This is a genomic window from Cytobacillus solani, assembly GCF_001420595.1.
GTDB lineage: Bacteria > Bacillota > Bacilli > Bacillales > Cytobacillaceae > Cytobacillus > Cytobacillus solani.
The window spans coordinates 3,881,117-3,895,995 of the sequence record NZ_LJIX01000006.1 but is presented as its reverse complement, the minus strand read 5'-3'; the positions used below and the strand labels follow the sequence as shown (position 1 = coordinate 3,895,995).

The following is a 14,879-nucleotide window of genomic DNA, read 5'->3' as shown; positions in this document are numbered from 1 at the left end:
CGACGACATAATAAAAGAGCAGACAGCTAGGTATAAAGCTGTCTGTTTTTTTGCTTAAACAGAATTCTTTTCTAAGCTTTTCAAATTCTCAATAAATAGTTTTGCAGCTAATGATAAAGTTTTGTTTTTATGATAAACAAGATAAAAAAACCTTTCATCATGAAAGTCCTTAATTTCATACATATGAATTAAATTGGCAGATGCAAATTCTTGTGCAGCTATTTCTGAAATAATGGAGATTCCTATATTTTGTTTAACAAACTGGATTAAACTATTGCCAGAATCTGTATGGACAACAGTGTGTAAATGTTCCTTTGAAATCTTTTTCTTTTCTAAAAACTTATTTATTAATGACCTTGTACCAGAATCTGAGCTTCTCATAATCAGCGGATACTTAATGATTTCCTCTAAAGAAACAGGGCCATTAAATTCCTGTTCATTTGAAGTAATTAATACTAATTTTTCTTTTTGAAGAGGAAGGTAGCAAAGCTTATCATTCTCATATTTTTCTCCTAGGATTCCAATATCAACAGATCGATTGAGGACATGTTCTACGACCTTTTTTGATGAGGATTCTGAGATATGAAAAGAAATATTCGGATGAACATGATTGAAATGTTTGATTATATTTGGAATGATAAAGGAGCCAGGAACAGAGCTTGTCGCGATTTTTACAATTCCGCGAAAGTCCATCATTTCCCTCTTTAGATCAAGCAATGCCTCATCTTTTAATAGTAAAATTTTTTGTGCCCAATGATGTAATTGTTCCCCATGCGGTGTTAGTATTGTATCTCTTCCATCCCGGTCAAAAAGCTTAAGGTTTAAACTTTTCTCTAATGCCTTAATATGTGAACTAACTGTCGATTGACTTAAAAAAACGTCATCGGCAGCTTTCGAAAAATTTTTATGCTCGACAACCTTTGTAAAAACAAATAATTGGTGCATATCCATTTTCTGCACCTCCAATCTCATTGATAATATCGATTGAATACTATATATGATATCAATTAATTGTATTTATATAAGAATACCATTTCTATCTAAGATAGGGGTGTGGAGTTTTGTCCAAAATTAAAAACTTTATACGAAATAGAGGAAAAATGATTAATAATAGGAAGAGAGAATTGGAAAGGAACATTTACTAACGTTTATTAGGTTCTTGCAGAATCTTAAACGACTAAATATAGACTATTCTGTTAATAATGATTCTAAAACGCTAGAAAGGGTGAGGGGTCTTTGATTCAGGTTAAATTATTTGATCAAGAGCATGAGAAAGATCTCGAGTTGGAAATGAATCGTTTTTTACAGAAAATAGAAGAGAAAAAGCTGCTCGATATTAAATATAATGTAGCCGCTGTTCATGAGGATGAAGATGAACAGATTTACTGTTTTTCAGCAATGATTATTTATCGAGCCTGAATGGGTTGCGGTCACTTTTTGTGATCTTTAATTTTTTGGGGTGTGTCCTAAAATGGGTATTTTTGCAAAAAGAAGTCACGTGAAAAGATTTACGTGCTCGAATATGGTAATTAATGCAAAAAGAGGTCCACATAAAAAGATATACGTGCCCGAATGCGGTAATTAATGCAAAAAGAGGTCCACATAAAAAGATATACGTGCCCGAATATGGAAATTAATGTAAAAAAAGGTCACATAAAAAGATATACGTGCCCGAATGTGGTAATTAATGCAAAAAGAGGTCACATAAAAAGATATACGTGCCCGAGTATGGTAATTAATATAAAAAGAGGTCACATAAAATTTTTATGTGACCGCAAAAATCATCATTCTTGTAAATACTTCTGTGCAATCGCTACATTTATTTTTGGCTCCGCGCTGCTAAGGCTGCATTTATTCCTGCAAGCCTTCCCGTGACAAGTGCAGAGGTGATATTATATCCGCCTGTGTAGCCATGGATATCAAGAATTTCCCCACAGAAAAACAATCCATCCATTAATTTAGATGCCATTGTTTGCGGCTCAATCTCTTTAACAGAAACACCCCCGCCAGTAACAAACGCTTTATCTAATGGCAGTGTTCCATTGACATGAAATTGAAACTTCTTACAGCTGCTTACAAAACTTCGCAGCTTTTCGTTTGAAATCATTGCACCTTGAGTGGGAGGATCTATTTCACATTGCTCAAGAAGGAACAATAAATATCTTTCAGGCAAAAAGCCTTTTAACAGGTTTTTAATGCTTTTCTTTGGTTCATCTTTAATAAGCTTATATATTTCTTGTAGTAACGGTTCTTCTTTTTTATCAGGGATGGCATCAAGACTCATAGTAACCTCACGTAAGTCCCACTTTTTCATTGCCTTGACGACAAATTGGCTGCAACGTAAAACGGCTGGACCACTGACACCAAAGTGGGTGAAAATCATATCCATCCTATGTGTAATCAAAGGCTTTCCTTTCGGATTCAATACACTAAGCGCTACATTTCTCAAAGATAAACCTTGCAAAGTTTTCTCTTTAATAAAAGGTTCTGCGGATGTGACTGGAACTTCCGTTGGAAATAAATCCGTTACCGTATGACCGCCCTTTTTCGCCCATGCATACCCATCTCCAGTAGATCCTGTATGTGGCACAGACTTTCCTCCGACAGCAATGACAACAGAATCAGCCTCGTACACTTGTCCATTCTTCAGTTCGACGGAATGGACTTTTCCGTTCTTATAATGAACATCGTTAATCGGGCTGTTCGTTTTAATATCTACCCTTAAATCTTTTAATCTCGAAAGCAAGGCATCTACAACCGATTGTGCCTTATCTGTAACAGGAAACATTCTCCCGTGATCTTCTTCTTTGAGTTGAATCCCAAGTTTCTCAAAAAACTTAATAATATCCTCATTGCTGAAAAGTGAAAAGGCACTGTACAAAAAACGGCCATTTCCTGGGATATGCTTAATAATTTCATCAACAGGCAGCCTGTTCGTGACATTGCACCTTCCCCCGCCTGAAATGGCAAGCTTTCTTCCTAGCTTGTCCCCTTTATCAATAAGGAGAACTTTTGCTTTGTTTTCAGCCGCGCCAATGGCTGCCATCAAACCTGAAGGGCCTCCGCCAATCACTATTACATCATACTTCATTTCGTCACCAACTTATTTCATCCTTAATTTACTTAACAATTATAAACGATTCGTAATGAAATACATAATATGCACAAAATTTCTTGAGTTTGAACTTTACTAATTAGAATGATTCTCTATCTATTCGAAAAGACGATACATATTCATCGATACTATAGATAGATTGAATTTATTTTGTAAAACGTATTCATTATAATTGGGAGGAAAGCGCTTTTATTTATTAGAGGTTCCAAGTCTATTTTCTTCTTTTTTATCATTAATCGTATAAAAAGGTGGTGTCAAATGGAAAGTCACATTTCAGTAGATGTCACTTATGATGCCGGCCCGACTGGGTGTGGAGAGCTAATAATGAATTTATTCCTTACGATGAGGAAAATGGCAGAGGGGGAAATCATTAAAGTGATCTCGTATGACCCTGGTGCACGTGAAGATTTGCCTGCATGGTGCCGAATGCAGCACCATACATTGATAAACCGTCTCGATGAAGGGAATATCAGCCATTATTTTATTAAAAAAGGAAAGTAGCTTAGACCAATTATCTAATCTAGTAAACTAAATTTTGGGAGGAATCATCATGTCAGGAAAATTCGCAGTGAGTATTACAAGTGCTAAAAATGATACAGATAAAGCAACGGTTGGGTTTGTAGTAGCCAATGCTGCCGTTGCATCTGGTCAGGAAACAGTTGTCTTTTTAAATGTTGAAGGTGCATTTCTAGCTGAAAAGGGATATGCAGAAGATATTCATGAAGAAGGCTTTGCGCCATTAAAGCAATTAATGGATCAATTTGTTGAAGCGGGAGGAATCATTTGGGTATGCAGTCCTTGTTACAAAAAGAGAGGGCTATCAGAGGATAATTTAATAGAAGGAGCAACAATCGTCGGAGGAGCTAGATTAGTAGAATTCCTAACACAAGGTGCAGCTTCGATTACATATTAATTTTTCCGTTAGGGGGCAGCTCTCATGTTAAATCCTCATGCCGTTTGCGATGGTGGAGACCTTGATTGCGGGTCAGGTTTGTTATTAATTATTAATAAGAGTATGAGTCCTCTTGATCCCGGACAAGTTTTGGAAATTAGAAGCAGAGAAAGAACGGTTGCTGATGATTTACCAGCATGGTGCCGAATGGTCAAGCATGAATTTATCGGATCAGAACCAGGTGAGAATACGGTTAGGTATTTTGTACGAAAAGGTCAAAGCAAATCAGCATTAGAGAGCGATCTTGCGGCTGCGAAAGGGTACAAATGGAATGTTCGTGTGCAAGGGGAGAAGGATTTAAAGGCTAAAGTATTTGCAAGAAATCACCATTTTTACTCAGGTCAGCCAGCAGAATTTAGTGCTCGTGTGGATGCTCCTAGTTCAATCGATTATTTCATTGCTTCCCTTGCTTCATGCTTAACAGTTGGCTTCAAAGCGCATGCATCTAGAAGGAATGTCGTTGTTGATCAAATCGAGCTTTCGCTTAAAGGTTCCATCGAAAATATTTTATCTCATATGGAAATTGAAGAAAACGGGAGTCCGAGCATACAGCAGATTTCAGGTACATGCTATGTATCGTCAGCAGCGGATGAAGATTTGTTGAAAGAGATTTGGCAAATTACTTTAAATAAATCACCTATCTATCAAACGTTGAAAAAAGCAGTTGAAATCAAACTGACCTTTTCAATTGTATATTAGGAGGAAATACGATGGAATCAACACTCTTTCCTACATCTGTCATTGGCAGCTGGCCTAGGTCGGTTGAAGTGCAGAAGGCGATGAGAGAAAAAAGAGCAGGCAGAATGACAGATGAGGCATTTCAAGCGGTTGCGGATCAAGCGGTTATTGAATGCCTCCGTCTGCAAGAAGAAGCAGGCATAGATATTGTATCTGATGGCGAGCAAAGAAGAGATAATTATATTTCGTTTGTTGCTGAGCATTTACATAATGTGAAAATGCTAACAGTCTCTGAATTGCTAGAATACATTGATGATAAAGCAAGTTTTGAAGAAATTCTCGGTACGCTTGATGTTCCTGCATTTTCCCTATCTAATCCTGCAGCAGCAGGGAAAATCAGCCGAAAAAAACCGCTTGCATTAAATGACTTTCGTTTTTTAAAGAAGCATACGGATAGAAAAATAAAAGTAACGCTTCCTGGTCCCTATTTATTAACAAGATCCATGTGGGTTGAAGGGCTATCGGAAGAAGCTTATCCAACGAAAGAAGACTTAGCAATCGATATTGTAAGCGTTTTAAGAGAAGAATTGGAAGATCTGATTGCCGAAGGCGTCGATTTTGTGCAATTCGATGAACCTGTACTGACTGAGCTCGTATTTACACAAAAGAATGCCAATCGCACATTTATGTGTGGAGCTTTGACTGCAAAAGCGGATGCAGAGGTGGAAATTGAGTTTGCTCTAGGGTTAATGAATCAAGTGATGGAAGGCATGCGAGGCAGAGGAACAAAATTAGGAGTCCATATTTGCCGCGGGAATTGGAGCAGAGAAGACGATATCCTTCTAAGAGGTCCATATTTCCCGCTTATCCCTTATTTATCAAGGGTAAATGTTGATCAGCTCGTTCTTGAGTATGCGACACCAAGAGCAGGGGAAATCGAGGCAATAAAGGAGTTCACTCATGCTGAAATTGGATTTGGAATTGTGAATCCACGAACGGAAGAAATTGAAACGGAAGAAGAAATTGTTGAGAAGGTCAATCAATTATTAAAGCTTATGCCGGCTAATCAAATCTATTTAAATCCAGATTGCGGGTTTGGAACCTTTGCCCAAAGACCGATGAATAGTGAAGTGATTGCTATTCAAAAGCTCGAGGTAATGAGTAAGGCCGCAAATTTATTAAGAGGGCAAATTAAATTAGCAAGTCTGTGATTATCAGGAGGGGAATTGGATGAGCAAAAAACTTACATTCAAATTAGATGTCACTGGTTCTGGAATGAGGACAGATGCTACGAATGGCAAACATATAATAAGCATTGATGAACCAGTATCTTTTGGGGGAAAAGATTCTGCGCCTGATCCAATGTCTACAATGTTAGCCGCCCTTGCAGCTTGTGAGAATGTAATGGTACAGATAATTTCAAAAGAAATGAATATCCAAATAGAGGATATATCATTTAAAGTCGAAGGAGAACTTGATCCTAGCGGGTTAATGGGAAATTTAGATGTAAAACCATACTTCGAAAAAGTGAAGGTAGAGGCTTTCTTGAAAACATCAGCCTCCCAAGAGCAAGTGGATGAATTACAAAAAAAAGTGGATCAAAGATGCCCTATATACCGAACAATAAAGGATGCTGGAATTCCAATTGAGAATTTATGGGTAAAAAACTGAATAGTATTACATAAAAAAGCCAATTGTTTCATTGGCTTTTTTTACGTTCAAAGTACTTTAACTGCAGAAAACACCATTTTCGTCAGCTCTAAGTAGAAATCCTGTAAGAAGAAGAGTAGAATACAAATAGTGTGCAAAAAAAATTGTGATTATTATTTACATAATTAAATTTTCCGATAGAATTATCTTTTGCTACGATAACTTAATGGTGGAACTTACACAGCTAGGGCTTCTTAAATAAGAGGACTTTAACTGTTAATGTTCAGCGCTTTTTTGAAGGGGAATGGGGTTCTATGTCATCAAAGCTTTTAAGGGGTACTTTTATAATGACCCTAGCGACGATCATTTCAAAAGTACTCGGGTTATTTTATGTGATTCCTTTTTATCATATTGTAGGGGAAGAAGGAAATGCGCTTTATTCCTTCGCCTATATTCCTTATACAATCTTCATTAGTTTAGCAACAGCAGGCATACCTGCCGCGGTTTCAAAATTTATTTCGAAATACAATGCATTAGAGGAATATGCCGTAGGGAGAAAGCTATTTAAATCAGGGCTAGTTGTGATGTTTTGTACGGGAACGATATCCTTTCTATTCCTATATTTTCTAGCTCCATCGTTAGCTGATTTTATTATTCCTGATAATGTGGATACGAGTGTGAAGGATGTAGCGACTGTTATCAGAGCTGTAAGCTTTGCGCTTATTGTTGTTCCTTTTATGAGTTTGATTCGCGGCTTTTTTCAGGGACACCAATCCATGGGACCTTCGGCTTTATCACAGGTCATTGAACAAATTGTACGTATTGTGTTTGTTCTTGCAGGTGCTTTTATTGTTTTATATATCATGAAAGGCAGTCTTGTTCAGGCAGTAAGTGTAGCCACCTTTGCCGCATGTATTGGTGCAATCGGTGGTCTAGGAGCACTTTTATGGTATTGGTATAAAAGAAAGCCTTATTTGGATGGCCTTTTATTGAATGACAAAGGCACAATGGACATTTCTTTAAAGGATATGTACAAAGAAATCGTTGTGTATGCCGCGCCTTTTATTTTTGTAGGCTTATCCGGTTCGCTTTTCCAATTTATTGATCAGCTCACTTTTATCCGGACGATGGCGGAAATTGGCTTAGCCGATCAGGCGGTATCATCCTTTGCCGTATTAAACTTCCAGACGCATAAGCTTGTCATTATTCCTGTGTCTTTGGCTACTGCTTTTTCTTTAACACTCGTTCCGAGTATTACGAAAGCATTTGTTGAGAGCGATCGTACTAGTTTAAATTATCAATTGAATCAAGCATTTCAGGTGCTATTATTTCTAACTCTTCCGGCAGTTGTAGGACTTTCGTTATTAGCAGAGCCTATTTTTACATTGTTTTACGATCCGAGCGAGCTTGGAACTGAAGTGCTTAGAACGTATGCGCCTGTAGCAATTCTTTTTGCTTATTTCTTAGTAACCGCTGCGATTTTACAAGGAATCAATGAACAGCGTTATACGGTACTTAGCTTGCTTGTTGGATTATTGCTTAAATTGAGCTTAAATATCCCTCTTATCAAGATGATGGAAACACAGGGAGCTGTTGTGGCCACTGCTATAGGCTATACAGCTGCTATCTTGATTAATTTAATTGTAATAAAAACGTATGCTAAGTATCCATTTCGACTTGTGCTCAGAAGAGGAATTTTGATTGTTATTTTCACAGCGCTGATGTTTGCAGGTGCGGGAATCACGTATAAGCTTCTTACGCTTTTCTTAACACCGACAACTAATTTACAAGCCTTCATTATCGTAGTCATTTGTGCAGCGGTGGGTGCAGGAGTTTACTTCTATTTAAGCTTTAAAACAAAACTTGTTTACTTCTTATTTGGACAAAAGGTCGATCGGCTATTGAAGAAGGTCAGGTTGCGCGGATAATGTGAAAACATTTCAAGTATCCTGCAAATCAGCAATAAAAGAGGTGATGATATGAGAATTGATAAAATGCTTGCTAATTTAGGCTTTGGAAGCCGGAAGGATGTAAAACAGCTTTTGAAGAGCGGGGCTGTTGAAGTCAATGAGCAGAAGGTGAAGGATGCCAGCAAGCATGTGGATCCTAATAAGGATGTTGTAACAATCAATGGAGAAGAAGTGGTGTATAAAGAGTTCATCTATTTAATGTTGAACAAGCCACAAGGAGTCATTTCCGCTACTGAGGATTCGCAGCATGAAACGGTTTTAGATATATTGGAGCCAGAAGACTTAGTATTCTCGCCTTTTCCAGTTGGGCGGCTTGATAAAGATACTGAAGGGCTGCTGCTGTTAACGAATGACGGTCAGCTTGCCCACCGCCTCTTATCTCCAAAAAAGCATGTGCCGAAAACTTATTTTGCTGTTATAAACAGTGAAGTAACTGAAGAGGATATTGCTGCTTTTAAAAAGGGCGTTATTTTGGATGATGGGTATGAAACAAAACCAGGGGAATTGAAGATCATTAAATCCGGTCTCACATCAGATATTGAACTCACAATTACTGAAGGGAAATTTCATCAAGTGAAAAGAATGTTTGAGGCGGTTGGGAAGCGCGTCATTTATTTACAAAGGATTTCGATGGGGCCGCTGCAGCTAGATGAAACACTGGAGCTTGGTGAATACCGGGAATTAACAGAGGAAGAACTAGAAAGCTTAATGGAATATGAGGTCAAATAAAAATCGCCTAGCTTGGCGATTTTTTTCATCCTATTTTTTTTGTTAACAATCGAATCTGGGATCATCACTTCAGACATCAGACCTCATATGAGATCAGTGCACGAAAGGAAACTTATGATGACATCTTTACCTTCTTTTTTGTAGTCGTCCATTTTCCTCGACTGGGGCTTTTTACTAAGTCGTTGTAAACAAGAACGTTTAAATCTCTCTGAATGGTGCGAGGAGTAATACCAAATTCCTCTACAAGCTCTCCCGTTGTTACAGTTCCACGCTTATTAATAAACATGTAGACGGATTTGATACGGTTTAACATCCGGTTAGTTGAAGGTTTCAAAAAACCACTCCCTATCCTTTTTTCAAACCAATGGCAAATTCCTGCAACTGACAGTTCATTGAAGAACCTTTGTCCTTCAAGCATATGTAGTTTTCTTTTCCTCAGCCAACTCCTTTGCAAATATCAGATGTTTTTTCAAGAGATGTCAATCTTACCTTCATTGTACTCCTATTTTTTGATAATTTCTACTTTATTAAAGAATTTCCACCATATTCATGAACTTTTCCTTTCTCTTTATTAAAATCTTAGTATATCCTATGGTCTTTCATGGGTGTATTGTAAAAAATTCTAAAAACAATTTTTCTCCTGATTCCAAAAGAATACTTTCCGAAAAAAGTAAACCTTTTCCACTTCTCATTCGTACAAATTAGATAGGAGGAGTATCAGATGACTTTATTAAATGTAGACATTAAATCAGCAGGCTATGACAAGGAAAAGGAAATTATCCATAATATTCATTTCAATGTTAAAGAAGGAGAGCTAATTGGATTAATTGGACCTAATGGCGCTGGAAAGAGCACGACAATTAAAACGATTCTTGGATTATTGGAAAACAAAGAGGGGGAAATTTCTTTTAGGGAGAATACAAAATATTCTTATGTACCGGAAAGACCCATTTTCTATGATGAGCTGACATTATGGGAGCATCTTGATTTTATCGCAGCAGTGGAGGCTCTCCCTGATAAGGAATACAAGGAGAAAGCAAAAGATTTTCTTGAGCAGTACAAGCTAACGGAACATGCGCATGAATATCCTGGCAAGTATTCAAAGGGCATGCAGCAAAAAGCCATGCTGATCTTAGCGATGATTACAAGTCCAAAGGTATATATTATTGATGAGCCATTTATTGGGCTCGATCCGAACGCGATGAAGCTTTTTTTAAAGTTAATTGAAACGGAACAAAAGCGGGGGGCAGGAATATTGATGTCCACGCATGTATTAGATACAGCGGAAAAGGTATGTGATCGGTTCTTAATGATCCATAATGGGCAGCTGCAAGCAGCTGGTACACTCAAGGATATTCGAGAACAGTGTAATCTTCCTGATGGTTCCCTGTATGACTGCTTTCATTTAGTAGCTGAGGGTAATCCGGATGAGTAGTTGGAAACTTTTTCGTGACCGATACATAAGAGATCGAAAATATCAGTATGGGGTTATCCGGTCAATTGCCGATTGGACAATCATTGTATATCTTATTATTCCAGCCATTTTATTTATAATCTTTCGATACCGCTCTTGGTGGGTGGAGCTGCCAAGATGGATAGAATCCATTCCGTTTATCCTTGTATTCATGCTTATTTATCTTTTGTCCTGGAATGGAAGCATTCGTACATATGTTGAAGAAGCAGACAAAGTATTTCTCATAAAAATGCAGTCAATCTTTTTTGGGATGAAAAAATGGGGATATATATACTCTCTCTTTTCCCAATCGCTAGTAACAGCAATTACATTTCTTATTCTGCTGCCGTTCTTAAGTAATCATTTCTTTCTTAGCTGGCAGAAAATAGGTGCATTACTTTTTTTCTTTATTGCATTAAAAGCGCTAATTATGCTCGTAAAATATCATTTGAAGAAAATAGACAAAAGGTTTAAAAAATTAGTGCTTAGTTTTCTATTTTTTGCTGCCTTAAGCTGGATTAGTCAGCTGATCTATATCCTTTGGGATAAAGGTGCCTTGTTTCTCGTTTGCTTATGCGGAATCGTCTTTCTGACAGCTTCCATTTATTTCAGCTTAAAGTCAATCCAGAAATTATCTGCAATCGATCATGAAATAGATATGGGCCGAGCGGATAAGACGAAAAATATTGAGCTTATTTTCATACTTTCAAATGAAATTGAAAAACCAATTGTTTCGAAAAGAACAAAGCCGCTTCTATTCCGCCGTTCAAAGCGAATTTTAAAAAAGCGAGTACCGGCAAATGGATTTATTGAGTTGTTTTTAAAGGTTTTTCTAAGAAACCGCTCGTATGTAATAAGCTATTTTCAAATTATTTCCGTTGGAACCGTTGCAATCGTACTCATTCCACCTCTCTGGATAAAAATAATCATATTCTTCGGTTTTCTTATCATGATGAATTCATGGCTTTCACTTGTTTGGGATAAAATTGCACCATCCAATCCACTAAGTAAAAAATTCAGTGAAACAGACTTCTATTTTAAGGCACGGAAAAGGGCTGTTTTGTTCTTATTTATGACAGCGATCACCCTTCTAGCCGTTTTTGTAGTATGTTGGCATATTATACTGTCTCAATTCGGCATGCCATTTGGTTTGTTCCGAAGGTAGGAAAGTATTTTTATTTATTTGTGATAGGTGTATGATGGTGCATAAGGAAAAATGAATTGATATAATTTTAAATAGATTTAATTTTTTTCTTACACTGGAGGATTAGTAATGAACGTGATTGATTGGCAAAAAGAAGTGGAACAAAGACAAGACGCACTGATTGAAGATGCAAAAAAGCTTCTGCAAATAAAAAGTGTATTGGACGAAGATCAAGCAACAGAAGATGCTCCATTAGGGGAAGGGGTAAAGGAAGCGTTAGATTTCATGCTTCAGCTTGGCGAGAAAGATGGGTTTATACCTAAGAACGTTGGAAACCTTGCAGGACATTTAGAATTTGGACAAGGTGAGGAAATTGTCGGGATTCTTTGTCATGTGGATGTCGTACCAGAAGGAGATGGCTGGTCAAGTGATCCGTATGGTGCCGAAATCCGCGATGGCAAAATATTTGCAAGAGGAGCCATTGATGATAAAGGCCCAACGATGGCTGCTTATTATGCGATGAAGATTGTGAAGGAGCTTGAACTGCCACTAAATAAGCGTGTACGCATGATCATTGGAACGGATGAGGAAAGTGATTGGCGTTGTGTAGATCATTACTTTGAACATGAGGAAATGCCGGCAATGGGATTCGCACCAGATGCTGATTTCCCTATCATCTATGCAGAAAAAGGGATAGCTGATTTCGACCTTGTCCAAAGTGGAGAAGGTTCTACGTACGATGGAGAAATAAAGGCAGCTGTGCTCTCTTTCGAATCTGGCAGAAGATATAATATGGTTCCAGACTTTGCAAAGGCTTCACTTGAAGTGAATAATGAGCCAACAGAGATCGTGCAAATGTATGCTGATTTTCTTAAACAGAATGAACTGCCTGGAAAATACTACATTGAAAACGGTGTATTAATTCTTGAGGCGGAAGGGGTTTCTGCCCACGGAATGGAGCCGAAAAATGGAAAAAATGCAGGTCTCTACATGGCTAAGTTTTTATCAGAATTGAAAATTGACTCGAAGGCAAGTCACTATTTTCAGTTTGCGACTACATATTTCTATGATGAGTCAAGAGGTAAGAAGCTTGGTATCGCCTATTCAGACGACATTACAGGTGACTTAACAATCAATGTAGGAAAGCTTTCCTATACACAGGAGAATGGCGGTCGACTTGGATTAAATGTTCGCTACCCTGTTACGAATCATATGGATGATACAAAAGGCAGACTTGAAGGTTTACTAAAAGAAGAAAACTTTATAATTGAAAACTTTACTGACTCAAAGCCTCATCACGTGGCTGAGGAAGATTTTCTCATTCAAACGTTAAAGAGTGTATATGAGGAACAAACAGGGGAGAAGGCTGAACTGCTTTCAATTGGCGGAGGAACATATGCCCGTTCCTTGAAGTCTGGTGTGGCATTCGGTCCGCTGTTCCCTGGAAGAGAGGACATTGCCCATCAAAAGGATGAATATATGTATATTGAAGACATGCTAAGAGCAACAGCCATTTATGCACAGGCTATATATGAACTTGCAAAATAAAAATATACAAGCAGGGAGTCAAGGGAAAATGACATACGTTATAGTAAATGGAGAGTTCATTAACCGTTCGGAAGCAAAAATAGATATTGAAGATCGCGGCTACCAATTTGGGGATGGCGTTTACGAGGTGATCCGTGTATATAACGGGAAAATGTTTACAGGTACGGAGCATCTTGAACGCCTTATTGATAGCGGCAAGAAGATTGGTATGGATATTCCTTATACAGTTTCTGAAATAAAGCAACAGCTTGAAAGCTTAATTGATAAAAATAGGCTTAATTTAGGAACCTTGTACTTGCAGGTGACACGAGGAATAGCCCCAAGAAATCATGCATTTCCTTCAAATGATGTTTCTCCAACCTTTGTTGCGTATTCAAAGGAAGTGGGGAGACCTGTTGAAAATATGAAAACAGGGGTAAAGACGATTCTGAACGCGGATATCCGTTGGCTTCTATGTGATATTAAAAGTTTGAATCTACTAGGTAATTTAATGGCAAAACAAAAAGCGGTGGAGGCAGGCTGCTTTGAAGCAATCCAGCACCGTGATGGAGTAGTAACCGAAGGAAGCTTATCGAATATTTCAATAATCAAAAATGGAAAAGTAATCACACACCCTGCTGACAATTTAATTCTTAACGGGATAACAAGACAGAAGGTTTTGGAAATATGCAGGAATAATGATATTCCTTCTTCTGAGACCCCTTTCACAGTTGATGATCTAAAGAGTGCGGATGAAGTTTTCCTTTCAGGAACAACAGTTGAAATTACACCAATTGTTGAAATCGAGGGAGAAAAAGTGGGGAATGGCAGCCTGGGTCCAATTACGGAGCATTTACAGGCACTTTTTGTTAAAGAAATTGAAAAGGAATGCGGCACCATTAGCTAAAAAATTTTTGGAAAAAAGTAAGCAATGTTCATATGAAATCATTGCTTGCTTTTTTCTGTCTGGACCAATATTCATCATTACTGCTGAATAGAGTAGAACCTGTCTCCAACTTCTGCTAAAATAAGTGCAAATGTTGGTTAATTAATGGAGGATGAAAATGGATCGGAAAGCTCATTTTTTCTTTGCTGTTAGCTTACCAGAGGAAGTAAAGAAGGAATTAAATAATCTCTGCTTAACTATAAAGGAAAAGCTTCCTTTTCAGCGTTGGGTTCACCAAGAGGATTATCATATCACATTGGCCTTTCTAGGTGTTGCATCAGAGGACAAGCTTAAGGAAGCTACAAAGCTGGTTTTTAAACAGTTAAATGGACAAAGCTCCTTTCCTCTTCATATTAATCAGCTTGGTGTGTTTGGGAAAAAGGATTCACCAAGAATATTTTGGGCAGATACAGCGAAAGAGGAGCAATTAACGAAGATTCGTGAACTCGTATTTTCTGCTTGCCTAGAGGCTGGATTTGAATTAGAGACTAGGGCCTATAAGCCACATATTACTTTAGCAAGAAAATGGACTGGAAGTAATCCATTCGAGGAGTACTGTTTGAAACAAAATAATCCTTTCATAAACGCACCTCTTACTTTTCAAGCAAAGGAAGTTGTTCTGTATCAAACACATATTGATCGATTCCCCAAATACGAAAAAATAGCAGCATACCCGCTGCTAGAAGAATAAATGAATACTAGAGACATGATGAGG

The 14,879-nt window shown here is 37.8% G+C and carries 16 protein-coding genes; 13 read left to right on the top strand and 3 right to left on the bottom strand.

Annotation, left to right across the window (positions count from 1 at the left end; all coding sequences use genetic code 11):
* Positions 1-54 precede the first annotated feature (54 nt).
* On the bottom strand, positions 55-951 hold the full coding sequence (locus tag AN957_RS21315; RefSeq protein WP_053477377.1) for a selenium metabolism-associated LysR family transcriptional regulator: 897 nt from the start codon (positions 949-951) through the stop codon (positions 55-57).
* Positions 952-1,236: 285 nt separating this feature from the next.
* Between AN957_RS21315 and AN957_RS21310 the strand changes: the two genes are divergently transcribed.
* Positions 1,237-1,419, top strand: a complete 183-nt coding sequence (locus AN957_RS21310) for a sporulation protein Cse60 (RefSeq protein ID WP_053477376.1) — start codon at positions 1,237-1,239, stop codon at positions 1,417-1,419.
* A gap of 400 nt (positions 1,420-1,819) precedes the next feature.
* Here AN957_RS21310 and AN957_RS21305 read toward each other — a convergent pair whose 3' ends face one another.
* The gene (locus tag AN957_RS21305; RefSeq protein WP_053477375.1) at positions 1,820-3,091 is read right to left on the bottom strand and encodes a BaiN/RdsA family NAD(P)/FAD-dependent oxidoreductase; all 1,272 of its coding nucleotides are present in this window, start codon (positions 3,089-3,091) and stop codon (positions 1,820-1,822) included.
* A 282-nt stretch (positions 3,092-3,373) separates the two neighbouring features.
* Here AN957_RS21305 and AN957_RS21300 point away from each other — a divergent pair, with 282 nt between their 5' ends.
* From AN957_RS21300 to AN957_RS21270, 7 genes are all read left to right on the top strand, one after another.
* Positions 3,374-3,616: a sulfurtransferase TusA family protein gene (locus AN957_RS21300; protein WP_053477374.1), complete on the top strand. Its 243-nt coding sequence runs from the start codon at positions 3,374-3,376 to the stop codon at positions 3,614-3,616.
* A gap of 49 nt (positions 3,617-3,665) precedes the next feature.
* Complete coding sequence (locus tag AN957_RS21295) at positions 3,666-4,028, top strand: DsrE family protein (RefSeq protein WP_053477373.1); 363 nt, start codon at positions 3,666-3,668, stop codon at positions 4,026-4,028.
* 24 nt (positions 4,029-4,052) lie between these two features.
* The gene (locus tag AN957_RS21290) at positions 4,053-4,766 is read left to right on the top strand and encodes a sulfurtransferase TusA family protein (protein WP_053477372.1); all 714 of its coding nucleotides are present in this window, start codon (positions 4,053-4,055) and stop codon (positions 4,764-4,766) included.
* An 11-nt stretch (positions 4,767-4,777) separates the two neighbouring features.
* The gene (locus tag AN957_RS21285; protein ID WP_053477371.1) at positions 4,778-5,956 is read left to right on the top strand and encodes a cobalamin-independent methionine synthase II family protein; all 1,179 of its coding nucleotides are present in this window, start codon (positions 4,778-4,780) and stop codon (positions 5,954-5,956) included.
* Between the two features lie 19 nt (positions 5,957-5,975).
* Positions 5,976-6,416, top strand: a complete 441-nt coding sequence (locus AN957_RS21280; protein WP_053477370.1) for an OsmC family protein — start codon at positions 5,976-5,978, stop codon at positions 6,414-6,416.
* Between the two features lie 293 nt (positions 6,417-6,709).
* The gene (locus AN957_RS21275) at positions 6,710-8,323 is read left to right on the top strand and encodes a putative polysaccharide biosynthesis protein (protein WP_053477369.1); all 1,614 of its coding nucleotides are present in this window, start codon (positions 6,710-6,712) and stop codon (positions 8,321-8,323) included.
* A gap of 51 nt (positions 8,324-8,374) precedes the next feature.
* Positions 8,375-9,094, top strand: a complete 720-nt coding sequence (locus AN957_RS21270) for a pseudouridine synthase (RefSeq protein ID WP_053477368.1) — start codon at positions 8,375-8,377, stop codon at positions 9,092-9,094.
* Between the two features lie 112 nt (positions 9,095-9,206).
* On the opposite strand, the gene AN957_RS21265 is transcribed toward AN957_RS21270, so the two are convergent.
* Positions 9,207-9,428, bottom strand: a complete 222-nt coding sequence (locus tag AN957_RS21265) for a DeoR family transcriptional regulator (protein WP_053477612.1) — start codon at positions 9,426-9,428, stop codon at positions 9,207-9,209.
* A 387-nt stretch (positions 9,429-9,815) separates the two neighbouring features.
* Here AN957_RS21265 and AN957_RS21260 point away from each other — a divergent pair, with 387 nt between their 5' ends.
* The 5 genes from AN957_RS21260 to thpR all read left to right on the top strand — a co-directional run bounded on the left by AN957_RS21260 (position 9,816) and on the right by thpR (position 14,855).
* Entirely contained in the window at positions 9,816-10,529 is a 714-nt protein-coding gene (locus AN957_RS21260; RefSeq protein ID WP_053477367.1) for an ABC transporter ATP-binding protein, read from the top strand.
* On the top strand, positions 10,522-11,712 hold the full coding sequence (locus tag AN957_RS21255; RefSeq protein WP_053477366.1) for an ABC transporter permease: 1,191 nt from the start codon (positions 10,522-10,524) through the stop codon (positions 11,710-11,712). Before AN957_RS21260 ends, AN957_RS21255 begins: the two co-directional genes overlap by 8 nt.
* 108 nt (positions 11,713-11,820) lie before the next feature.
* Positions 11,821-13,239, top strand: a complete 1,419-nt coding sequence (gene pepV / locus AN957_RS21250; RefSeq protein ID WP_053477365.1) for a dipeptidase PepV — start codon at positions 11,821-11,823, stop codon at positions 13,237-13,239.
* 28 nt (positions 13,240-13,267) lie between these two features.
* Positions 13,268-14,125, top strand: coding sequence for a D-amino-acid transaminase (gene dat / locus AN957_RS21245; RefSeq protein ID WP_053477364.1), 858 nt, complete (start codon positions 13,268-13,270; stop codon positions 14,123-14,125).
* 157 nt (positions 14,126-14,282) lie between these two features.
* Positions 14,283-14,855, top strand: a complete 573-nt coding sequence (gene thpR, locus AN957_RS21240) for an RNA 2',3'-cyclic phosphodiesterase (protein WP_142108589.1) — start codon at positions 14,283-14,285, stop codon at positions 14,853-14,855.
* Positions 14,856-14,879 lie beyond the last annotated feature (24 nt).